At 28.7% G+C, this 22,743-nt stretch carries 19 protein-coding genes; 6 read left to right on the forward strand and 13 right to left on the reverse strand.

Translation table 11 applies throughout. From position 1 onward, the window contains the following. Nucleotides 1–11: 11 nt before the first annotated feature. Both P161_RS0114245 and P161_RS18695 read left to right on the forward strand, forming a co-directional pair. Complete coding sequence (locus tag P161_RS0114245; RefSeq protein WP_026777598.1) at nt 12–1,325, forward strand: DEAD/DEAH box helicase; 1,314 nt, start codon at nt 12–14, stop codon at nt 1,323–1,325. Nucleotides 1,326–1,614: 289 nt separating this feature from the next. Then, nucleotides 1,615–3,543, forward strand: a complete 1,929-nt coding sequence (locus P161_RS18695; protein ID WP_081817046.1) for a sodium:proton antiporter — start codon at nt 1,615–1,617, stop codon at nt 3,541–3,543. Between the two features lie 99 nt (nt 3,544–3,642). Here P161_RS18695 and dnaX read toward each other — a convergent pair whose 3' ends face one another. Then, complete coding sequence (dnaX, locus tag P161_RS0114255; RefSeq protein WP_026777599.1) at nt 3,643–5,340, reverse strand: DNA polymerase III subunit gamma/tau; 1,698 nt, start codon at nt 5,338–5,340, stop codon at nt 3,643–3,645. Nucleotides 5,341–5,657: 317 nt separating this feature from the next. On the opposite strand from dnaX, the gene msrA reads away from it, so the two are divergent. After that, nucleotides 5,658–6,314 carry a peptide-methionine (S)-S-oxide reductase MsrA gene (gene msrA / locus P161_RS0114260; protein ID WP_026777600.1) on the forward strand — a complete coding sequence of 219 codons (657 nt, stop codon included), beginning with the start codon at nt 5,658–5,660 and terminating at the stop codon, nt 6,312–6,314. Between the two features lie 126 nt (nt 6,315–6,440). Continuing rightward, nucleotides 6,441–7,979 (forward strand): IS1182 family transposase, encoded by a 1,539-nt coding sequence (locus P161_RS0114265; RefSeq protein ID WP_026775472.1) that lies wholly within the window; start codon nt 6,441–6,443, stop codon nt 7,977–7,979. A gap of 200 nt (nt 7,980–8,179) precedes the next feature. Here P161_RS0114265 and P161_RS19955 read toward each other — a convergent pair whose 3' ends face one another. From P161_RS19955 to fahA, 6 genes are all read right to left on the reverse strand, one after another. Further along, the gene (locus tag P161_RS19955; RefSeq protein WP_026775079.1) at nt 8,180–9,535 is read right to left on the reverse strand and encodes a transposase; all 1,356 of its coding nucleotides are present in this window, start codon (nt 9,533–9,535) and stop codon (nt 8,180–8,182) included. Between the two features lie 188 nt (nt 9,536–9,723). Further along, nucleotides 9,724–10,254, reverse strand: coding sequence for an OmpH family outer membrane protein (locus tag P161_RS0114275; RefSeq protein ID WP_026777601.1), 531 nt, complete (start codon nt 10,252–10,254; stop codon nt 9,724–9,726). 84 nt (nt 10,255–10,338) lie between these two features. Next, on the reverse strand, nt 10,339–11,601 hold the full coding sequence (locus P161_RS0114280; RefSeq protein ID WP_026777602.1) for a DUF2254 domain-containing protein: 1,263 nt from the start codon (nt 11,599–11,601) through the stop codon (nt 10,339–10,341). Then, nucleotides 11,591–12,505, reverse strand: coding sequence for a tRNA (adenosine(37)-N6)-dimethylallyltransferase MiaA (gene miaA, locus P161_RS0114285; protein WP_026777603.1), 915 nt, complete (start codon nt 12,503–12,505; stop codon nt 11,591–11,593). The genes P161_RS0114280 and miaA overlap by 11 nt, the downstream gene beginning before the upstream one ends. Nucleotides 12,506–12,511: 6 nt before the next feature. Continuing rightward, nucleotides 12,512–13,339, reverse strand: coding sequence for an ion transporter (locus tag P161_RS0114290; RefSeq protein WP_026777604.1), 828 nt, complete (start codon nt 13,337–13,339; stop codon nt 12,512–12,514). A gap of 568 nt (nt 13,340–13,907) precedes the next feature. Continuing rightward, nucleotides 13,908–15,185: a fumarylacetoacetase gene (fahA, locus tag P161_RS0114295; protein ID WP_026777605.1), complete on the reverse strand. Its 1,278-nt coding sequence runs from the start codon at nt 15,183–15,185 to the stop codon at nt 13,908–13,910. A 200-nt stretch (nt 15,186–15,385) separates the two neighbouring features. Between fahA and glyA the strand changes: the two genes are divergently transcribed. After that, complete coding sequence (gene glyA, locus P161_RS0114300; protein ID WP_026777606.1) at nt 15,386–16,660, forward strand: serine hydroxymethyltransferase; 1,275 nt, start codon at nt 15,386–15,388, stop codon at nt 16,658–16,660. Nucleotides 16,661–16,942: 282 nt separating this feature from the next. Here glyA and P161_RS0114305 read toward each other — a convergent pair whose 3' ends face one another. Beyond that, nucleotides 16,943–18,406 (reverse strand): L-lactate permease, encoded by a 1,464-nt coding sequence (locus P161_RS0114305; RefSeq protein ID WP_026777607.1) that lies wholly within the window; start codon nt 18,404–18,406, stop codon nt 16,943–16,945. 237 nt (nt 18,407–18,643) lie between these two features. Between P161_RS0114305 and P161_RS0114310 the strand changes: the two genes are divergently transcribed. Next, nucleotides 18,644–19,891: a sodium:proton antiporter gene (locus P161_RS0114310; protein WP_026777608.1), complete on the forward strand. Its 1,248-nt coding sequence runs from the start codon at nt 18,644–18,646 to the stop codon at nt 19,889–19,891. 62 nt (nt 19,892–19,953) lie between these two features. On the opposite strand, the gene P161_RS0114315 is transcribed toward P161_RS0114310, so the two are convergent. From P161_RS0114315 to rmuC, 5 genes are all read right to left on the reverse strand, one after another. Beyond that, nucleotides 19,954–20,139, reverse strand: a complete 186-nt coding sequence (locus tag P161_RS0114315) for a CsbD family protein (protein WP_026777609.1) — start codon at nt 20,137–20,139, stop codon at nt 19,954–19,956. 54 nt (nt 20,140–20,193) lie between these two features. Then, nucleotides 20,194–20,436, reverse strand: a complete 243-nt coding sequence (locus P161_RS0114320; protein ID WP_026777610.1) for a hypothetical protein — start codon at nt 20,434–20,436, stop codon at nt 20,194–20,196. Nucleotides 20,437–20,448: 12 nt separating this feature from the next. Beyond that, the gene (locus P161_RS0114325) at nt 20,449–20,700 is read right to left on the reverse strand and encodes a hypothetical protein (RefSeq protein ID WP_026777611.1); all 252 of its coding nucleotides are present in this window, start codon (nt 20,698–20,700) and stop codon (nt 20,449–20,451) included. A gap of 273 nt (nt 20,701–20,973) precedes the next feature. Further along, entirely contained in the window at nt 20,974–21,192 is a 219-nt protein-coding gene (locus P161_RS0114330; protein WP_026777612.1) for a hypothetical protein, read from the reverse strand. Between the two features lie 87 nt (nt 21,193–21,279). Beyond that, nucleotides 21,280–22,623, reverse strand: coding sequence for a DNA recombination protein RmuC (gene rmuC, locus P161_RS0114335; protein WP_026777613.1), 1,344 nt, complete (start codon nt 22,621–22,623; stop codon nt 21,280–21,282). Between the last annotated feature and the right edge of the window lie 120 nt (nt 22,624–22,743).

Genomic DNA, 22,743 nt, shown 5'->3' on the forward strand with positions numbered 1-22,743 from the left:
TAAAAATCAAAATGGCAAACGATATAAAGAATCAAGAAGAAATTTTAGCGAAATTAAATATCTACGAGCTAAATGAAATGCAGAATGAAGCCATTTCAGTAATTGAAAATACAACAAATACTATTATATTATCACCAACAGGAACAGGTAAAACATTGGCTTTTTTATTACCAACGTTAAAACTTATTGATCCTGAAAATGAAGAAATTCAAGTGTTAATTTTAGTGCCATCAAGAGAATTAGCTATTCAGATTGAACAAGTTATTAGAGAAATGGGAACTGGTTTTAAAGTAAATGCAGTGTATGGAGGAAGATCAATGGCGAAAGATAAAATTGAAATTAAACACACACCAAGTATTTTAATAGGAACTCCAGGAAGAATTTCGGATCATTTTGCGAACGATCGTTTTTCAAAAGATAGCATTAAAACTTTAATTTTAGATGAGTTTGATAAATCTCTAGAAGTTGGATTTGAGTATGAAATGAGAGGAATTATCAACCAATTACCAAACATCAACAGACGAATTTTAACATCAGCAACACAAGATGCAGCAGTTCCTGATTTTGTACAACTAGATAAACCCACTGTTTTAAATTATTTAACAGGCAAAAAATCGAAGAAATTAGATATTAAAATTGTTACTTCTTCATCAAAAAATAAAAATGAAACCTTAGTTGATTTGCTGAAACATATTGGGAATCATCCAGGTATTATTTTTTGTAATTTAAAAAGTAGCATCGATCATGTTAGCGCATTTTTAACGAAACATAAATTAGCACATAGTACTTTTTCAGGAGGCATGGAACAAAGAGATCGTGAACGTTCTTTAATTAAATTCAGAAATGGAACAAGCAACATTTTGGTTGCTACAGATTTGGCTGCAAGAGGAATTGATATTCCTGAAATGAAATATATTATTCATTACGAATTGCCAGAAAGATTAGAGGAGTTTACCCATAGAAATGGAAGAACTGCAAGAGTGGATGCCAAAGGAACTGCGTATGTGTTAAAGTGGGAAAAAGAAAATTTACCCGATTTTATAAAAGGTTTTACGAACGCAAATATTGATACAAAACAAAAATTAAAGCCTGTTTTTTGGGAAACATTATTCATTTCTGGAGGTAGAAAAGATAAAATATCAAAAGGAGATGTAGCAGGATTATTTTTTAAACAAGGTAATTTAAATAGAGATCAATTAGGAGTTATTGAACTGAAACAAGATTGTGCTTTTGTTGCTGTGCCAGTTTCTGAAGCCAATAAATTGGTTGAAGAATTGAACAATGTAAGATTGAAAAATAAGAAGGTTCGCGTTTTTGTTGTTTAAACTTTTCTTTTAAACTTTAAAAAAGAATTTTATGGATTTTTACAACTTTAAGAAATATCAATTGTAAAAATTAATTTACCATATAATCCACGTCACAAAACAGCTTTTATACATTTTAAAAGCTGTTTTTATTTGCTTTAAAAGGTTTGTTTATAAAATAGTTTCAAGGAATTTATTTAAAAATAGATTTTAACCTATAAAACCCAATAATAAAGCAAAAAAAATGTGCATTTTATTTTCAAGATGCGCAAACATTCTTAAATTTACAATTAATTGTTTTTAGAAACGTATGATAGAATTAGCAGGAATTATTATTTTAGGAATATTGGCACAATGGGTTGCATGGAAATTTAAAATACCAGCAATTTTACCTTTAATATTAATTGGTTTGTTAGTAGGGCCTATTGCTGCTGCTTATTTAAGTGAAGATGGTTCTAAGTGGATAGAGCCTGTTTGGAATGGCGAAAAAGGCTTATTTCCAGGAGATAGTTTATATTATTTTGTTTCCTTGGCAATTAGTATTATTCTTTTTGAAGGTGGTTTAACCTTAAAAAGAAACGAAATTAAAAATGTTGGCCCAGTAATTACCAAACTAATTACATTAGGTTCTGCCATCACTTTTTTTGGTTCAGGTATTTTAGCACATTATATTTTTGATTTAAGTTGGGAAATTTCTTTTCTTTTTGCAGGTTTAATTATTGTAACTGGCCCAACTGTAATTACACCAATTTTAAGAAATATTCCCTTAAAAAAAGATGTTTCAACTGTTTTAAAATGGGAAGGAATTTTAATTGATCCAATTGGAGCTTTAGTGGCTGTATTGGTTTTTGAGTTTATTAGTGTTGGTGGAGGAGGAGGATTTACCAAAACAGCCTTGATCGAATTTGGTAAAATATTACTTTTCGGTACTACATTTGGATTCACTTTTGCTCATGCTTTAACGTATGCTGTTAACAAAAAAATGATTCCTCATTATCTTTTAAATGTAGTTTCACTATCAACAGTATTGTTAGTTTTTGTAGAATCGGAAGTTTTTGCACATGAATCAGGCCTTTTAGCAGTCGTTGTTATGGGAATGGTTTTAGGAAATGGAAAGCTAAAGAACCTAAAAGAATTGCTTTATTTTAAAGAATCTTTAAGTGTTTTATTAATTTCTATTCTGTTTATTTTATTAGCAGCAAACATCAATATAAGCGAGTTAATGCTTTTATATACTTGGAAAACAGCAGCTTTGTTTGCAATTATAGTTTTTATTATTAGACCTTTAGCCGTTTTTGGAAGTACTATAAATTCTAAACTACAATTTAACGAAAAGTTATTTATCAGTTGGGTTGGTCCAAGAGGTATTGTAGCAGCTGGTATTGCTTCTTTATTTGGCAGTAAATTGTTAAAACAAGGTGTTGATGGAGCTGAATATATTACACCTCTTGTATTTATGATTGTTTTAGGAACCGTTCTTTTAAACGCAACAACAGCAAGATTATTTGCAAAAATGGTAGGTGTTTTTCTAAAAAGTTCAAATGCGATTCTATTTATAGGAGCCTCTAAACCATCAAGATTAATTGCTTCTTATTTACGTGATAAAGGCAAACGTGTGGTTTTAATTGATTCTAATAAAACCTTTATAGAAAAAGCTATAGAAGATGATTTAGAAGCGATTAATGTAAATATTTACGATGATGATTTAACTGATAATATCGAGTTAAATGACGTTGGTTATTTAATAGCATTAACAGGAAATGATGCTGTAAATAAATATGCGCTTACTAATTTTTCTGAAGCTTTTGGCGAACATGGTGCTTTTAGATTAGCATCTTCATTAGAAGTTATAAATGCTACTACAGATGAAAGACAAGGGTTTTTTACACCTAAAGATGACTATATTAATTTAAGTGAAGCTTTTAGAGAAAATCCTACAATTAAGGAAGTTTCCATAAGTTCTCAAGAGGAATATGATAAGATTTTTGAAATTTTAGCAAACGAAGAAAAATCAATTCCTTTATTTATTGAAAAAGGAGAGGGTTTATATTTAATTCCTGAATTCGAAAAACTTGATGTAGAAAAGAGTGGTGTAATATTATCTTATTTAGGAAAAGATGTTGGTGATGATTATAAAATTGAGATAGATCAAGAAAAAGTAGAGATTGAAGATGAAGAACCTTTAGTAGAAACAAATGCAGAACCTGTTAAAAATGAAAAGAAAATAAAAGGTATTTAAAATTAATAGTTATAAAACTTTTACTTCACATCAAAAGTAAAAATATGTAGTATAAGCAAACAAATTCTTGTTCTTAAGGTTCATAAAAACGCTTTTATCTTACAAATCTAACTCAAAAGTTTGGCGTAATTTTTCTAATAAAGGATTCATTTCCTTCATTTTATTAAATTTTTCTTGAGGTGTATAAGCAAACTTTTTTTCTACAGTTTCATTCAATTTTACAGTAATTTTAATTCCATAATTATTTAATTTTTCCCTTAAAAATTTTAATAACATGGGTCTCCCTTTTTTAAATTGATCTTCCATTAACTTATTAGGTACTGTAAAAGAAATTTTAAAAGGACTCTCTAATCTAGGAATATCTGTGCCAACAATGGATGCCATACTTCGTTCTCCTTTTTTTTGAAGTAAGGCTACATAATCTTTCCAAAATTCTTGTAATTTTTTTTCTGTAAAACTATCTTTTGGGTGATTGTCGAAATTTTCTTCAACTACAGATTTTTTTTCAACTTTTTTCTCGTGAATACTTTTTAAAGAAAGTGATGATGATCGTCTTTGTACAGACTGTAAAATAGGTTTGTTTAGTTTTGGTTTTGGCTCTTCAACTTTTTCTGCTTTTTGAGGAGTTGAAGTCGCAACTTTTTGTTCTAAAGGTTTTGCAATCTCTTTTACTGCTGGTGATAGTGATTGGAAAAATGTTGCAGGTATTATGTAGTTAGCTGGCTTTTTTTTTTCTCCATCAAAAGTGATAGAGGCAATTTGCATTAAGGTTAATTCCACCAGTAATCGTTGGTTTTTACTAGCTCTGTAATTTAAATCACAATCGTTTGCTTTGTTAATAGATTGCATTAAAAAAGGAATACTTGCTTTGGTAGATTGTTCTAAATACTTCTTTTTGGCAGTATCTCCAACTTCTAACAAATCAATTGTAACTTTATCTTTAGCCACTAATAAATCTCTAAAATGACTTGCTAAACCATTTATAAAGTGATGTCCCTCAAACCCTTTTCCTAAAACTGTATTGAACGCATTTAAAACATCAGGAATTTTGTTTTCCAACAGTAACGTTGTCATATTAAAATACGTATCGTAATCTAATACGTTTAAGTTTTCTGTAACAGCTTCTCTTGTTAAGTTTTTACCAGAAAAACTAACCACTCTATCAAAAATCGATAAAGCATCCCTCATGGCTCCATCTGCTTTTTGAGCAATGATGTGCAAAGCATCATCCTCAGCAGTAATAGCTTCTTTTTCGCAAATAACTTTTAAATAGTTTTTTGCGTCTAAAACACCAATTCGTTTAAAATCAAAAATTTGACAACGAGATAAAATTGTCGGAATTATTTTATGTTTTTCTGTGGTTGCTAAAATAAAAATAGCGTGAGCAGGTGGTTCTTCCAGCGTTTTTAAGAACGCATTAAAGGCAGCTTGAGAAAGCATGTGAACTTCATCAATAATATATACCTTATATTTTCCTGTTTGTGGAGGAATACGAACTTGGTCTGTTAAACTTCTAATATCATCTACAGAATTATTAGAAGCAGCATCTAATTCAAAAATATTAAACGCAAAATCTTCGTCTGCGGATACTTCTACATCTTGCTGATTTATTTTTTTTGCCAATATCCTAGCACAAGATGTTTTACCAACTCCTCTTGGTCCTGTAAATAATAAAGCTTGTGCTAAATGGTTATTTTTTATAGCGTTTTCTAACGTGTTTGTAATGGCTTGTTGCCCAACAACATCCTCGAAATTTTGAGGACGATATTTACGTGCAGAAACTATAAAATGCTCCATATTATTTTACTAACTTAAGTTTGTTTGAGCGCAGTCGAGAACTAATTTATAAACCTTTCGACTGCACTCAAAAAGACACGATTTATAATTTTTAATTATAGAACAACAAAAATAAGGTTCTATTGATAGTTTTACAACTTGGTTTCTTAATAAAATGCTAAAGTTGTAAACAAATTGTATGAAGTTAGATTTATAGCCGACAAATAAATTAATTCGAATTTTGTTATCGAATTAAAAGTTCAGAAATTTGTTCCAAGAATTTTTAGTTTATTCTTGGGGCAAATTTTATTTTAAAAAACAACTATTTAATATTAAATATGAAGATTATAAAACCAGTATTTACAATTGCAATATCATTATTACTAATTTCTTGCTTGGGTTTTTCTAAAAAAGAAGAAACTACAAATCAAAAAGCTATTTACGTACCAACAGAATCTACTGAAATCGCTTATTTTGCAAGTGGTTGTTTTTGGTGTGTAGAAGCAATTTTTGAAAGTGTACATGGAGTAGAGGAGGCTGTTTCTGGTTATGCAGGTGGACATACTAAAAACCCAACGTATGAAAGTAGCAATACAGGAAAAACAGGTCATGCAGAAACAGTTGCTGTGTATTACAATCCAAAAGAAGTAAGTTTTGAAACTTTAGTAACTGTTTATTTTGGTTCTCATGATCCAACAACGGTTAATGGGCAACATCCAGATTATGGATCTCAATACAGGTCAATTGCTTTTTATCAGAATGATGCTGAAAAGAAAATTATTGAAAACACCATTGCTACTTTAAATAAAGAAAAGTATAATGGAAAAATAGCGACTGAAGTTACTCAATTTACTAAATTTTATAAAGCTGAGGAATATCATCAAGATTTTGAAAAAAGAAACCCAAATCAAAGTTATATAAAAGCAGTTTCTATTCCAAGATTAAATAAATTTAAAAGTAAATTTCCTGAATTATTAAAAGATTCTGAGCACTGATAATTTTAAATAGGCACTTTCAGAAGTAGTTTAATTTTTTGAAAATTATTTTAAAAAAGTGATGAGGCTGTCTGAAAAGGCAGTCTTTTTTTTTGCAAATTTTTAAAGAATTTCGTATTTTTAAGAATGAGCAGAAAAGTTGTTTTTAAGACTTACACTCAAGATCAGTTGAGTCTTTTACCTCCCAGTTATGATGATTTAGTTCCAAAGAATCATCCAGTTCGTATTGTTAATACGATTATAGACCATGTAGATATTAGTAAATTAGAAGAGAGTTATAAAGGTGGAGGCACCTCAAGCTATCACCCAAGAATGTTGCTAAAAATATTAATTTATGCTTATTTACGTAATTTATATTCTTCAAGAAAAATAGAACAAGCTTTATCAGAGAACATCCATTTTATGTGGTTAAGTGGACAAAACAAACCTGATCATAACACAATTAATGATTTTAGAGGTAAAAGACTTCAAGAACATTTCAAGCCCATATTCCATCAAGTAGTTTTACTGCTTGTTGAGCAAGGAGTTATCAGTTTAAAAGATATTTTTGTAGATGGTACTAAAATAGAAGCCAATGCAAATCGCTATACTTTTGTTTGGGGTAAATCTATTAAAACCAGTAAAACTCGCATTGAAAAACAGTTGAAAGAGCTTTGGTCTTATGTAGAGAAGGTTTACAAAGAGGAACAACATATACCCAATACACCAGATTTTGAGCAGATAAATGCGGAGCAAGTTGAAGCTACAATTGATAAAATAAATGAAGTTTTACAAGGCAAAGTAATTGATAAAAAAGTAAAGCAGAAGCTGAATTATGCCAAGAAAAACTGGCCAGCTAATTTAGCGAAATATGAAAAACAAGAAGCTATTTTACAGGGTAGAAATAGTTATAGTAAAACTGATAATGACGCTACTTTTATGCGAATGAAAGATGATCATATGCAAAATGGACAACTCAAACCTGCCTATAATATACAAGCCTCTACCAACAATCAATACCTTACCAATTACACTTTAGCACAAACCACAGCAGACACCACTACTTTAAAAGAACACCTTAACAATCATATCGAAAATTATGACCAAACTCCAGAGACGCTCACAGCAGATGCAGGCTATGGAAGTGAAGAAAATTATACAGATTTAGAAGATAAAGAAATTACCGCTTTTGTAAAATACAATTACTTCCATAAAGAGCAATTAGATAAAAAAAGAGGAAAAACAAATCCTTTCCATCCTAATGAATTACATTATAATAGAGAGAAAGATCTTTATTACTGTCCTATAGGACAAGAAATGAAACTTATAGATACTTATAAAAGAAATACTAAGAACGGATTTATCCAAGAAATACACAGATACCAAGCACAAAACTGTAAAGGTTGCCCTTTAAGAACACTATGTCATAAATCAAAAACAAATCGAGTTATAGAAAGGAATTATAATTTAATACGATTAAAATCAAAAGCTAAAATATTACTCAACTCTGAACAAGGCATTGCAAAGCGAAAACAACGCTGTTGGGATGTAGAAGCTGTTTTTGGAAATATCAAACAAAACATGAACTTTAAACGATTTATGCTAAGAGGAACACGTAAAGTAAATGTTGAAATAGGGCTAATTGCAATGGCACATAACTTAAAAAAGTACAGTTTAACTATTTAGAAAAACTATACTTTTTTTAAATCTGAGTATTTTTTAAATCATTCTTAAAAAATCGCAAGAAAAAATTAACAAAATAAAAAATCGCCTAAAAAATGCTTTTTAGACGACCTCATCACTTTTTTAATTTATATACCTTTTTTATGTTTCGCAGTAACCTTATTGCATAGTTATCCTGTGTTTTTAATTTTTATTTTAAAAATTTAGGCTACTTTTTGTAAAATTTGATTTTGCATTCTTCTGCCAATTTCAAGGCAATTTGCAGTATGAATACCAAAGAATATCCAAAGTATTTCTGTTGGTTTGGTTTTCGCTTTTATCTTTTTTAGATGATAATGTTCCTTTTCTTTACCAAAACCCCCCTCTAATCTAGAAGCTCTTTCTTTGGTAATCATTTTTTTGAGCTTTTTTTGCTCTTTATGATGCTTTGAAGGTCTTCCTTTAGGTTTGAAGTCTGTTTGTATATGGTTTGAAGTTGCAAAAACTCTGTTCTTATTCGTTGCATAAATAGCATCTGCACCAAGTATTTTAATTTTCCTATTGGTTAATCCTTGTGCCTTATAAACTGTATTTTTAAATTGTGTCCCTTCATTAAAGTTATCAAAACTTATTTTCTGTATAAAGTTAATTCCATCAATTTGAAGTTTGTTTACTTTTGCCCCAAATTCTACTTTTTTTATCTCTTTTCCTCTCACTATTGGACGTAAGTAATCTTTGCTTATGCTTACGATTCTATTCTTTGGTTTTTCTCCTTTCTCAAACAGTAAATACTGTTGTGAGAATATTTTTTTTACTGTATTTAGTGTTTTATAAAAACGATTTGGCATTGTAAAATAATGTTGTTTTTCAAGAGTTTTAATCTCCGCTAATAATTTGCGTAATAGTTTTAAAAAAGCTCTTGTTATGGAGGTTCTTTTCTTTGTTGTTTTTCTTCGCATTTTACTATAACCAACATATCTTTTTGACCATTTCAAGTATTTGGTTCTAGGAAGTTTTACACCTAAAGATTTACAAATTATCTTCATTTGTTTATAGCACCAGTCAACAGATTCTTTCAATAGTTTTTGATCTGTTGGATAGCGAACTTCACTCTCATAACAAGTGGCATCTGTTGTTGCTTTTTCTTGTTCATCAATATATTTACTCCAATAATTAAATAGTATTTTTTCTGTTGAACTAATGTTTAAATCAGCAGCTAATTCGCAACGTATTTGACTCACTATTTTATAGTTTTCAAGGGTATCAAATCCTAAATAAATACCACAAAAAAACTGATAATTATAATTGGAATTCAACTGCTCAATCAAACGCTTATCAGAACAACAAGCATAATGTTTTAAAAACATTAAACCTAATTTTCCTTGAGGGCTAAAAATACAGTCTGGTCCTTTGATAGCTTCTGTAATTTTAAATGATTTGACTAAATTTTTCCAAGGAATTGCACTGTAAATTTTACCTAAATCAGACATTAAAAAACGTGCTTTGAATTTTTCTAATTCCTCTGTAGAGGATAAAAAAGAAAAAGAGTACTGGAAGTCAGAAATTCTTCGTATTTTCATATTTGTAAAAAAGAAAAACCCCGTTTTTTAGGCTTTTTGCCTATTTACGGGGTTTGGTTTATCTAAAATACAACTTATTTAACTGATAAACAAGTGTTTATTTAATTCTGAAAGTGCCTAAATACATAAACTATTTATAACACAAAAACCTCACTTTTAGTGAGGTTTTTGTATGTTTAAAACGAAAATTAATTTTGTTCAGGTTCTTTAACTTCTGGTACTTTAATGTTTAATTTTTCCATTACTAGTTTTGTAATATCAAACTTTTGATCTATGTAAGCAAACTGGTTTCCAGTACTTGTTAAAATATGAGTATATCCATTTTCCTTAGCAACTTCATCGATGGCAAGATTCAGTTTTTTATATAATGGACGCATTAACTCGTTTTGTTTTAATTGCATGAGTTTGTTTCCATTATCTTGATATTTTTTTACATCTTGCTCAAGAGCTGTTAATTCTTGAACCAATGTTTTTTTCATTAAAGCACCCATTTCTTTTTCCTTATCTCTAAAGTCTTTTACACGAGTTTGATAATCTGCCATTTTAATAGAGAACGTAGAATCTAATCTTGCTCCATATTCTTGAGATCTTGAAACAACAATCTCATATTCTGGCATATTATTTATAATATAATCGCTGTTGATAGTTCCTGTTTTTGTTTGAGCAATTGCAATAGTGCTTATAAAAGCAACTAATAATAAAGTAAATTTTAATTTCATGGTTGTAATTTATCTATGGCAAAGATATAAAAGTGAACGAATTGCCCAAATTTGCATATCACAAATAATGTTTAATTTTTTATATTAAATATTTTCTAGTTTTTCTAAATCAGTTTTATTGGTAATGGCAATTTTTGCATCTGCCAAAAAGTTTTCTATTTCTTTGTTGATAATTTTAATTTTATCGTCTTTAGAGGTATATGTTTTTAGATCTTTTAAAAATAAAAGTATCTTTTTTACTATAATAACATCGTGTTTACAATAGGTTCTTAAAGATGCCATTACTTTATAAAGTAGATCCTCGAAAGCTACAATATGTAATAAAATAATACATTTTTCTTCTTCAAAAATATAATCTTTTTCTTCTTTTAAAATTCTTAGCTTAAATAATTCGTGTAAATAATCGATAGCATTCATAGCTGTTCCTGGATCATTTATTCCTGGAGACATCGCTTTTAAAGCAATTTCTTTTAGGTGTTTAAAGGCTATTAAATAATTATCTTCTATAAATTCATCATTCGAAAAATCAAACGCTTTATATATTTTATCAGTATTATTTTCTTCTAATTCTTTTTCAATTTTAAAAAGAACATCTCCTTTATAACAAAGTGTACCTTTTTGGGCAACAACTTCTACTTTACATTCTTGTTTAAGTACAATTTCCTTAATAATTTTTATGGAAACATCTTGAAAATAACCAGTTTCTTTCGATTCAAAATCAATCCAATTAGAAGTATCTGGAAAATTAAATTCTTTATCTTTTTCTAAATCTAATAGTTTTTGCAATTTTTTATGCGCAGTTGTACTAATTCTCTTCATTATAAATTCAATTTGAATTTCTTGCGATATTGAATGAATAAAGTAGATAAAAGAGCCCAGTGAAAAAACCATAAAAATAATACTCCAAAGTACAGAAAAGCCAGGAAGTTGGTATTTATTGCCTGAAGGTTCAATAAAAACTAAAATAAAAATACAGTATAAAATAGTAGCGATATAAATGCCTAAAATTATTTGATGTTTTCTATTTGATATTAATCCTGGCAACAATCTTGGCGAAAAATTACTAGAAGCCTGATTTAATAAAATCATCACCATAGAAAAACTAAACACCATAATTGAAATTAAACCTCCAATAAATGTTGTTAAAATATTTCTGGCAGTTTCAGTATTATTGATTACTAACTGTGGTAAAAATTCTATTAAATAGTTTGAGATTCCTTTACTTTCTGCATACATCATTATATATGCAAACACACACCCAGCTAAAGAAATAATAGTAGGATAAAAAGCAATTTTATCTTTTAAGTGATAAACTTTTCTAAAGAATTGTAAAATTCTATCTTTCATTTTTTATCCTATTTTCAATTTCACTAATAATTTTTTTTGCGTCCGATTTATAATCAAACCACAGTGTTTCTTCGTCTCTTTTAAACCAGGTTATTTGTCTTTTTGCAAAGCGTCTTGTATTTTTTTTGATTTCTGAAATGGCGAATTCCATTGTAAAATTAGTATCAAAATAAGAAAATAATTCTCTATAGCCAACCGTTTGTAATGCGTTTAAGTTTTTATGTTGATGTAGGTTTTTTGCTTCTTTAATTAAACCATTTTTAATCATTATATCTACTCGTTGGTTTATTCTGCTGTAAATGATTTCTCTTTCTGCAGTTAAACCAATTTTTATACAGTTAAAATTTCTTGGTTCTTTAGGTTTGTTTTTAAATTCGGAATATGTTTTACCAGAACCAATACAAACTTCTAACGCTCTCATTATTCTATGAGGATTGTCTAAAGCAATGTTATTATAGGTTTCTATGTCTAATTCTTGTAGTTTGTTTTGTAAACTTTCAATGCCCTGTTCTTTAAGTTCTTTTGTTAAGTTTTCTCTTATTTGTGGATCAACTTCAGGAAAATAATCCAATCCTTTTAAAACAGCATCCACATACAAACCACTACCACCAACCATAATTTGTATTGGATTTTCTAAAAACAATTCTTCTAATTTTGCTAAAGCATCTCTTTCGAATTCGCCAACATTATAAGCATCAAAAATACTTCTGTTTTGTATAAAATGATGTTTTGCAGCATTTAGTTCATTAATAGAAGGAACAGCAGTTCCAATAGTCATTTCTTTAAAGAATTGTCTTGAATCGCAAGAAATAATATCACTTTTAAAATGATTAGCTAAAACTATACTTAAAGCAGTTTTACCAATTGCTGTAGGACCAACGATGGTTATCAACGTATTTTTCATAACAAATTACGGATTTAAAACGCTTCCACAATTGTAACAAAAAACAGCTTTATCTTTGTGCTTTTCTTTTAAACAAGTTGGGCAAGATTGTGTATTGTTATCTTCGCTTAAAGTAGATTTTGTTAACTCAGAACTTACAATACCTGTTGGAATTGCAATAATAGCGTATCCTAAAATCATAATAACACTTGCTATTAGTTGGCCTAAAGGTGTTTGTGGTGCAATATCACCAAAACCAACTGTTGTTAATGTTACTATTGCCCAATAAATACTTTTAGGAATGTTTGTAAAACCATTTTCTGCACCCTCAACCATATACATGATAGTGCCAAGAATAATACAAACAATTATAACAAAGAAAAGAAATACAGATATTTTAGCTTTACTAGCTCTCATGGCTAGTTTTAATTTTTCTGATGCTCCTGTATATCTTGCAAGTTTTAAAATTCTAAAAACACGCAATAAACGCAGAGCTCTTAAAGCAACTAAACTGTGAGAACCTACTAAAATAAATGATAAATACATTGGTATGGTTGCCAATAAATCTATAATACCATAAAAACTTAAAACATATTTCAAAGGTTTTTTAATAGAAATTATCCTTAAAATATATTCAACCGAAAAAAAGATGGTAATAATCCATTCACCAATATATAAGTATTCATGAAATTTAGCATCAAAACTTTTTACACTCTCTAACATTACCAATAAAATACTGGCAATAATTACAACTAACAGAATAACATCAAAAAGTTTACCTTCTTGTGTATCTGCTTCATAAATAATTTCATGAATTTTTTCTCTCCAAGATATTTTTTTTGTTGTTTTTTCCAATAGTTTATATCGTTTCTATTACAATATTACAAATATATAATGATATAGTGAATTATTTTAGAAGGCTATTTCTCTATATCTAAAAGGGTTTTTAGAAAAAATAGTAAAAAAGTTACATTTTTTAAAACCGCACATCAATTTACTTCGTATGTATAAGTGAGATTCAATTTAACAGTATTTTAAAAAAAATTAATACCCCTTAAAAATTAATAAAAATCAAATAATTGCTAACTTATTTTAGAAAGCATTAAAAATAGTTTGGTTAGTTTTAGTTGGATTTGAGTACCTATTGCTCTTAAGTAATGGGTACTCTTTTAAAAAACGTTATACCCCTATAAAATAGTTTGAACTTAAATTTGGTTGATTTTAGTTTGATTAGGAGCCTGTTATAGTAATATAACAGGTTTCTTTATTTAAATTATCAATCAAAAACAAGATTTTTTTAACGAATTAAAAAGCTAATTATTTGTATTTAAGTTTATTATATGTTGATATTAGATTTGTTTAAACAAAAAAAAGCTTCACGAAAAGTGAAGCCTTAATTTTTTTAAAAAAGGTAAGTATATTTTTATTTCGCAGGCAAAACTTTCCCAACACATTCTCCAAAACCAATACGCACTTTATCATTTTTACAATGCGCACGCATAATTACAGTATCATTATCATTGATAAATTTACGCGTTGTTCCATCTTTTAATTTTACTGGGTTTTGTCCTTTCCAAGTTAACTCTAACATAGAACCATAACTGTCTTTTGTTGGGCCAGAAATTGTTCCAGAACCCATCATATCTCCAGCCTCTACTGGGCAACCATTTACTGTATGGTGTGCCAATTGCTGAGCCATAGTCCAATACATATACTTAAAGTTCGATTTTGCAACCACAGTTTCTTCACCATTTTCTGGTTTGATGCCTACTTGCAAATTAATATCATAACTTCCTTTTCCTTCTTGTTTTAAATAAGGTAAAGGCTCTACAACTTGTTTTGGATTTTCAGTTCTAAAAGGTTCTAAAGCATCTAAAGTAACAATCCAAGGAGAAATCGTAGAAGCAAAACTCTTTCCTAAAAACGGCCCTAAAGGCACATATTCCCAAGCTTGAATATCTCTTGCAGACCAATCGTTAAATTGTACCAAACCAAAAATATATTCTTCTGTTTCTTCAATTGGTATTCTTTCTCCTAAAACATTGGCATCTGTAGTAATAAAAGCCATTTCTAACTCAAAATCTAATAATTTTGTTGGGCCAAATCCTGGAGTATTGCTTCCTTCAGCAGGTTTTGTTTGTCCATAAGGTCTTCTTATTGGTGTTCCAGAAGGCACAATAGAAGAACTTCTTCCATGATAACCCACAGGAATGTGCAACCAATTTGGTAATAATGCATTCTCTGGATCTCTAAATAATGAACCCACATTTGTTGCGTGTTCTTTACTTGAGTAAAAATCTGTATAATCGCCAACAGCAACTGGCAACAGCATTTCTACTTCTTCCATTCTAAAAATAATTTTATCTTTATGGTTGGCATTATCTCTTAAAGAACCATTGGTTACATCAAAAACTTCAGCAATTCTATTACGAACCAATCTCCATGTTTTTCTTCCATCAGCAATAAAATCATTTAAATTATCTTGCAGAAACATATCGTCTGTTAAAGGAATGCCTTCAAAATACCCTAATTGATGAAATGCGCCTAAATCTATGGCAAAATCTCCAATTCTACTTCCAATGGTAATAATATCATCTCTAGTTATAAAAACGCCAAAAGGAATATTTTGGATAGGGAAATCTGAATTTTCTTTTACTTTTAACCAAGATTTTCTTTTTGGGTTGTTTGCTGTTATGATCATTCGTCTGATTTTTTTTTAGTTCTTCAAACCTACATAATTTTTTATCATTTTAAAACTATTATTTAATGAAAAATGTAATTTTAAGATTACTTTAATCTATTATGTATAATTATTAATAACTTGTTGAAAACAACCACAAAAAGACTTTATTTACAAGGCGATTTTAATTAATTTTGAGTTTTTAATAAATTATACCAAGAATGCAAATAGATAATCAAATTTTTGACCTGATTCAGGAAGAGAAAGAAAGACAATTAAATGGTTTGGAATTAATAGCTTCAGAAAACTTTGTAAGTGATCAAGTTATGCAAGCTCAAGGTTCTATTTTAACCAATAAATATGCTGAAGGATATCCTGGAAAGCGTTATTATGGAGGTTGTGAAATTGTAGATATTGTAGAGCAAATTGCTATTGATAGAGCTAAAGAATTGTTTGGTGCTGAATATGTAAACGTGCAGCCACATTCTGGTTCTCAAGCAAATACAGCTGTATTTTTTGCTTGTTTAAAACCTGGAGATAAAATTTTAGGATTCGATTTGTCTCATGGTGGCCATTTAACACATGGTTCTCCAGTAAATTTTTCTGGTAAATTATACAATCCTGTTTTTTATGGAGTAGATAAAGAAACTGGTATTTTAAATTATGATAAAATTCAAGAAACGGCTACCAAAGAACAACCAAAATTAATTATTGCTGGTGCTTCTGCTTATTCTAGAGATATCGATTTTGAACGTTTTAGAAAAATTGCAGATTCAGTTGGCGCAATTTTAATGGCAGATATTTCTCATCCTGCAGGTTTAATTGCAAAAGGAATTTTAAATGATCCATTACCTCATTGTCATATTGTAACGTCTACAACACATAAAACGTTACGTGGACCAAGAGGAGGAATCATTATGATTGGTAAAGATTTTGAAAATCCGTTTGGAGAAACTTTAAAATCTGGCAAACCAAAAATGATGTCTACTTTGCTAAACTCTGCTGTTTTTCCTGGAAATCAAGGAGGTCCTTTAGAGCACGTTATTGCTGCAAAAGCCATTGCTTTTGGTGAGGCTTTAACAGATGAGTTTTTAGAATATCAAATTCAAGTAAAAGAAAATGCTGCTGCAATGGCTAAAGAATTTGTTGCTAAAGGTTATGATATTATTTCTGGAGGAACAGACAATCACTGTATGTTAATAGATTTAAGAAATAAAAATATCTCTGGTAAAGATGCAGAAATTGCACTAGGTAAAGCAGATATTACTGTAAATAAAAATATGGTTCCTTTTGATGATAAATCTCCTTTTGTTACTTCTGGAATTAGAATTGGAACACCTGCAATAACTACAAGAGGTTTAAAAGTTGCTGATATGAAAGCTGTCGTTGATTTTATTGATGAAGCTTTGCAAAATGCAGACAATGAAGAAGCTTTACATGAAATTGGTGATAGAGTTGCAGATATGATGGGTTCTCGCAGATTATTTGTAATGTAAACTATTACTTTTTAAAATTAAATAATAGAAAAGCACCACTTTATCGAGTGGTGTTTTTTTTGATTATAGGAATTTTTTATTAAAGTAAATTATAGAGGTTATTAGGTTAAATTAGTATATTACTAAACGTTGTTAGATTGAGCTGTTCGTATTCAATCAGCATACAAGCTAAAGGCAAAATTTATATTTTGCAATTCAAAGATTATTAAATGCACTTCAAATGAGAGTGAAAATAATTTTAATACGTTATAATGATTCGGTTAAAGTTATTTATCAAGATATTTAACCACTAATTTTTATCAAGTTTATTATGATCATACCAATTACAGATATTACAAATGTTGCCAATAAAACTGGAGCAATATTTTTACTTAATATTTTTGTATACTGATGAACACCTGCTACTGCAGCAGCAGAAATAATATTAAATAAACAAATAGCATTTCCCAAAGAAGCACCATTTAATTGCATTGCTAATATAATTTCTGAAGATAAACTTAAACTTTCTGCTGTATTATATTGTACTGAACCAAAAATAAGGTTGGAAACTGTTGTGCTTCCTGTAATAAAAGTACCCATTACACCAATAAACGGACTAATTAAAGGGTAAGCACTTCCTGTTTTTGCAAATAAAATAGACATTGTATCAATCATAGAAGGCATTTCAGAACCACTAGATAACATTAATTGTGTAATGCATAAAGATGGAAATAAAATAAAAAACACACCTAAGGTTTTTTTAAATACAGGTTTTAACTGCATCTTACGTTTTTTACCTAAAATAGCAGTGCAAATAGCAGCAAATACAAAAGGAAAAAGAGGCGATCTAAAAGGTGAAAATGATGCGCTTACAGATGAGTTAAAAATTTCGTTAAATGATAATTTAAAGGCTATTAAAGGTTGTAAAGGTGTTATGATTTTTGGCATTAATAGCAAAAACATAAGAATTGCATAAGGTAACCATGGTTTCCAAACTAAATTTTTATTCGTAAAAAAGAAGAAATAAGCAATTATTCCCATAACTGTTGCAGCCACAATTCCTGTTAATTCTTGTAGAAAAAATGATAAAATTACAAAAGGAATTGTAACACTAAAGTACATTCTCCAACCATATGCAGAAATTTTAGGATTTTCTTGCACTACAAAACGCTTAATAAAAATAAGGATTACTGCTCCAGAAATAATCATAAAACAAGAAGCATATATATAAATATGATTAATTTGAGAAGGTTGTAAGTTTAAATTATCTCCAAAACCAGCAATAACAGGTGTGCCAACAGCGCCAGTAATTGCAAATAAACCATCAATTAATAAAACAACAACAATAGATAAAATAGGAGAGAAGCCTAAAGAAATTAATAATAAAGGTACAATAGCCCCTGGAGTTCCAAAACCTGCAACACTTTCAAAAAAAGCCGTTAAAAAAAAAGCTAAAAAGTAAAATTGAAAACTAGAGTCATGGTGTGCTTTTTTTAAAGAGATTTTTATTTCTTCAATAAAACCTACTTGCTCCATATTAGCATGAAGTAATAAAGCTCCAAAAATAATCATCAATATAGAAATAGTATCGATAAAAGCAGAAACCAAAGTAGCAGGAAAAGCAATAAAAGAACTATCCCAAACAAAAAATAATACGGTTGTTATAATAAAACCAGAATAAACACCGGCTTTTACACCTTTGAGTAAACTAATTAAAAGCAGTACTAAAATAGGCACTAATGATAAAATAGAAAAAAGAATATTCATAGCTATTAATTATAAAATAAGGCTCTTTTTTAAGTTACAACTTAAAAAGTAGATCCTTTACTTAAGAACCTTAAATTTATTCAAAATTAAGCTTACTTTATTTTACAAATTATGATAAATGTCAATTTTTTTATATTTAATTACTTCAACTTTTTAATATCTAAAATGATTTATTAAATAAGAGGCTTTACTATTGATGATTAAAAATTCTTTTAATAAATTTGAAAAAACAAAAAAATGGATGCTTATTTAATTGCTACAATACTCATATTTTTATCTGCTATTTTTGGATATATTAATGTTCGTTTTCTAAAAATGCCCAATACGATTGGGTTGATGATTATAACCATCGTTTTTACGTTAATTATTTTATTGATAAGCGTTTTTGATACTACTTTACTAGATTTAGAAAAATCTATTATTTCAAGTATCGATTTTAAAACAGTTTTACTAGACGAAATGTTAAGTTTCCTTTTATTTGCAGGTGCTTTACATACCAATTTTGAACAGCTTAAAATTCAGCGTTGGCCAATTTTATTATTTTCTACATTAGGGGTTTTAACATCTACTTTTTTAGTTGGGATTGTTATGTTTTTTTTACTTCAAGTTTTAAATTTTGATGTCAATTTTATCTATTGTTTACTTTTTGGAGCCTTAATAACACCAACAGATCCTATTGCTGTATTAGGAATTTTAAAACAAGCAAATGTTCCTAAAAAATTAGAAACCAAAATTGTTGGTGAGTCTTTATTTAATGATGGAGTAGGAGTTGTTGTTTTTTTAACCATCTTTCAAATTGCAAGTTCGGGTGTTGAAAATACAACTGTAACAGATGTGTTACAATTATTTGGTCAAGAAGTTTTAGGTGGAATTGCTTTAGGTGCTGTTTTAGGTTGGGTTTCTTACAAGTTGTTAAAAACAATTGACGATTATGATATTGAAGTAATCATCACCTTAGCAGCTGTTATGGGTGGAACTGTAATTGCTCATAAGTTGCATTTATCTGCTCCTTTGGCAATGGTTACTGCTGGTTTAATTGTTGGGAACGATACTGTTAGATCTGCTACTATGTCAGAAAATACGGAAAAATATGTAGACAAATTTTGGGAATTATTAGACATTTTATTAAATGCTATTTTATTCGTTTTAATTGGTATGGAAATGCTTTTATTAGTTTTTGAAGGCAAATATATGATAGCTGGCCTTATTGCAATTCCTGTAGTGTTAGCTTGTAGATATATTTCTTTATTCTTACCCATAAATATCTTTAAAAAGAAATTGGATTTTGTACCAAAAACTAATTTAATTATGACTTGGGGTGGTTTAAGAGGTGGAATTTCTATTGCTTTGGCTTTAGGATTAACCTCAGATATGCACAGAGATTTATTTTTGGTAATTACCTACGTAGTTGTTGTTTTTTCTATTATAGTACAAGGTTTAACTGTAGGATCTTTAGTAAAAAGATTAAAAGAAATTGTAAAATAAAAAAAGCATCCAATAATTAAATTATTGAATGCTTTTCTGTTTTTAAGAAACTGAAAAAAATATTACCAATTTTTAACTGCTTCTGCAATTTCATCTTTGGTTTTACCATATTTTTCTTGGATTTCTCCAAACATTTTATCTTTTTTTCCTTCTGCTTCTGCAGATTCGTCATTTGCAATTTCTCCGTAAGTTTCTTTAAACTCACCTTTAATTTGTTTCCAAGTTCCTTCGTTTGTGTCCTTATTCATAATATTGTGTTTAAATGTTAATAAATTGGTTTAAGTAAAAATAGATTTCAAAAATTATTCTTCTGAGTTCTGAATCTTATCAGCAACTCGTTTATCAGAATTGTCAGTAGCACTATGCACTTGATTTTCTAATTTTTCTTTATCTTCACCTTTTAGCCTTTCTTTGCTACTGTCTTTGTCTTTATATTCGTCTTTTTTGACGGTTCCTTTCAAAGGATGTAAACCTTGTTCGTGTACATCTCCTGAATTTCCTTTTGTTGTATTTTCTGCACTAACTCGCTTTGATTTCTCTGCCATAACATTTTTGATTTATTTCATCAATTTGTTTAAAATTCTTCTTTGTAAAGATTCATGATCTTCTTCTACTTTTTCAACTTCTTCAATTTTTTTACCAATCAAAACCTCTTTACCATCACTTTTATCTTCAGATTTTATAATCTTTGTTTCTTCAGTTTGAATCGTTTGTTCGCCAGCTACATTTTTAGTAACACCATCTGTATCAACATTTTTATATAGCTTTTTATCTTTGTTCTCGTCTTTATTATTATCAATTGTCCCCATAATTGTTGATTTTATTTATTTGTTATACAAAGATATAGGAGAAGGTAGTTTTGTATGTATTCAATCAAAATAAATCTTAACTCATTAGCAAACAATTGCAGTTAATAGTTACAATAACTTTTTTTTAATATTAATTTTTAGGTAGATTTTATTCTTTGAATTTTAAAAATTTTTTTAAATGATTTGCAATCAATAAAAAATCCTTCAAAGATTTCTCTTTAAAGGATTTAAAATATTAGGGATTTTTTACGATAAAGAATACTACAAATAAGATTATTTCATCATCTTATTTAATAGTCTATTTTGTAAAGATTCATGACTTTCTGAAATTTTCTTCACTTCCTCAATATCCTTTCCAGTTAAAACTTCTTTACCATAAAATTCTAGAATTTTTTTTTCTCTAGTTTGCATGTTTTGAGTACCAATATTATTTTCAGTAACTCCATCTCTGATTGCACTCTTCTTGTAAATACTTTTTTCGTCTTTCCCCATGACTTTAAAATTTAAATTAATAATTATAAATTTAAAAAAAATAAAACAAAAAATAAGGTATTTATCTAAATTTTAACGTATTAAAATCTAATTTTCTCTTTTTGCTCTTTCAATAATTTTTTCTGGAATCGCTTTTTTTGCTTTTGCGCCCATTTTTTTTAACTTTTCTACACTAGTAATTAAATTTCCTCTACCATCAAATAACTTATTCATAGCACTCGAATATTCTTTTTTACTATCGTCAATTCGTTTTCCAATACTTACCAAATCTGTTAATAAACCTTGAAATTTATCATACAAGGCACCAGCTTGTTTTGCTATTTCTAGAGCATTTCTTTGTTGTTTTTCATTATTCCACATAGAATCTATAGTTCTTAATGTTGCTAATAATGTAGAGGGAGTTACAATAACTATGTTTTTATCAAAGGCTTTGTTATACAGGTTGTTATCCGTATTTAAAGCCACAGCAAAAGCAGGTTCTATGGGTATAAAGAGCAACACAAAATCTGGGGATTCAATTTGATAAATGTCTTCGTATTTTTTATCTGATAATTGCTCAATATGTTTTTTAAGCGATATAAGATGTTCCTTTAAATAACGCTCTTTTAAACCTTCATCTTCTTCATTAATAAAACGCTCATAAGCCACTAAAGATACTTTAGAATCTACCACCATTTTTTTGTTATCAGGCAAATGAATCACTACATCTGGCAACACTCTTTTTCCATCATCTGTAGTAAAACTTTGCTGCATAAAATATTCTCTATCTTTCTCTAAACCAGATTTTTCTAACACACGTTCTAAAACTAATTCACCCCAATTTCCTTGCATTTTGTTATCACCTTTTAATGCTTTGGTTAGGTTTAGAGTTTCTTTGCTCATTTGTTGATTTAGCTCTTTTAACCCTAGTATTTGTTGACGTAAAGCTGCATGATAATCAATACTTTCTTTATGCGTTTTATCTACTTTATCTTCAAAAACCTTAATTTTTTCTTGAAGCGGATTTAAAATAATCTTTAAGTTTTCTTTATTCTGAAGTGTAAATTTATTCGATTTTTCCTCTAAAATTTTATTGGCTAAAATTTCAAAATCATTGGTAAATTTTTTCTGTAGATTTTCGACCTCGTTTTTGTGTTCGGCTAATTTTAGCTGCAAATTTTTATTTTCCGAATCTTGACGTGTATTTAAAGTGATTAAATTTTCTTTCTCAAATTGTTGTTTTTTAAGCTCTTTTTGCAATTCTATAAAATTATCTTCAACCATATCTTTAGATTGTTGTAATAAAGAAACACGTTCTTCTAAAGTAGATTTTTCTTTTTCTATGGATGTTTTCTCTTTTTCGAAATTTAATTTTGAGAGTAGTTTTCCGATTAAAAAACCAATCAAACTAAAAATTAATGCGATTATAAAATAGGTGATGAAAGTTGTCATTGATTTTTTAAGATTTACTTATTTGTCATCATAAAAATAACAAGAAAATTTAAGGTAATTGCTTCACGACTATTTTTTGTGAAATAACTTTTTATTTCTGCACTCATAAATAATAATTTG

This window comes from Polaribacter sp. Hel_I_88, from assembly GCF_000687935.1.
In the GTDB taxonomy this organism is placed as follows: Bacteria; Bacteroidota; Bacteroidia; order Flavobacteriales; family Flavobacteriaceae; genus Polaribacter.

Excerpts from the sequence above, each read along its gene's own strand:
- P161_RS0114325 (WP_026777611.1), bottom strand. The coding sequence starts at position 20,700 with ATGGGGACAATTGATAATAATAAAGACGAGAACAAAGATAAAAAGCTA.
- rmuC (WP_026777613.1), bottom strand. The coding sequence starts at position 22,623 with ATGACAACTTTCATCACCTATTTTATAATCGCATTAATTTTTAGTTTG.
- P161_RS0114305 (WP_026777607.1), bottom strand. The coding sequence starts at position 18,406 with ATGAATATTCTTTTTTCTATTTTATCATTAGTGCCTATTTTAGTACTG.
- P161_RS0114280 (WP_026777602.1), bottom strand. The coding sequence starts at position 11,601 with ATGAAAGATAGAATTTTACAATTCTTTAGAAAAGTTTATCACTTAAAA.
- dnaX (WP_026777599.1), bottom strand. The coding sequence starts at position 5,340 with ATGGAGCATTTTATAGTTTCTGCACGTAAATATCGTCCTCAAAATTTC.
- P161_RS0114245 (WP_026777598.1), top strand. The coding sequence starts at position 12 with ATGGCAAACGATATAAAGAATCAAGAAGAAATTTTAGCGAAATTAAAT.
- P161_RS0114265 (WP_026775472.1), top strand. The coding sequence starts at position 6,441 with ATGAGCAGAAAAGTTGTTTTTAAGACTTACACTCAAGATCAGTTGAGT.
- glyA (WP_026777606.1), top strand. The coding sequence starts at position 15,386 with ATGCAAATAGATAATCAAATTTTTGACCTGATTCAGGAAGAGAAAGAA.
- P161_RS0114320 (WP_026777610.1), bottom strand. The coding sequence starts at position 20,436 with ATGGCAGAGAAATCAAAGCGAGTTAGTGCAGAAAATACAACAAAAGGA.
- msrA (WP_026777600.1), top strand. The coding sequence starts at position 5,658 with ATGAAGATTATAAAACCAGTATTTACAATTGCAATATCATTATTACTA.
- P161_RS0114330 (WP_026777612.1), bottom strand. The coding sequence starts at position 21,192 with ATGGGGAAAGACGAAAAAAGTATTTACAAGAAGAGTGCAATCAGAGAT.
- P161_RS19955 (WP_026775079.1), bottom strand. The coding sequence starts at position 9,535 with ATGAAAATACGAAGAATTTCTGACTTCCAGTACTCTTTTTCTTTTTTA.
- fahA (WP_026777605.1), bottom strand. The coding sequence starts at position 15,185 with ATGATCATAACAGCAAACAACCCAAAAAGAAAATCTTGGTTAAAAGTA.
- P161_RS18695 (WP_081817046.1), top strand. The coding sequence starts at position 1,615 with ATGATAGAATTAGCAGGAATTATTATTTTAGGAATATTGGCACAATGG.
- miaA (WP_026777603.1), bottom strand. The coding sequence starts at position 12,505 with ATGAAAAATACGTTGATAACCATCGTTGGTCCTACAGCAATTGGTAAA.
- P161_RS0114315 (WP_026777609.1), bottom strand. The coding sequence starts at position 20,139 with ATGAATAAGGACACAAACGAAGGAACTTGGAAACAAATTAAAGGTGAG.
- P161_RS0114275 (WP_026777601.1), bottom strand. The coding sequence starts at position 10,254 with ATGAAATTAAAATTTACTTTATTATTAGTTGCTTTTATAAGCACTATT.
- P161_RS0114310 (WP_026777608.1), top strand. The coding sequence starts at position 18,644 with ATGGATGCTTATTTAATTGCTACAATACTCATATTTTTATCTGCTATT.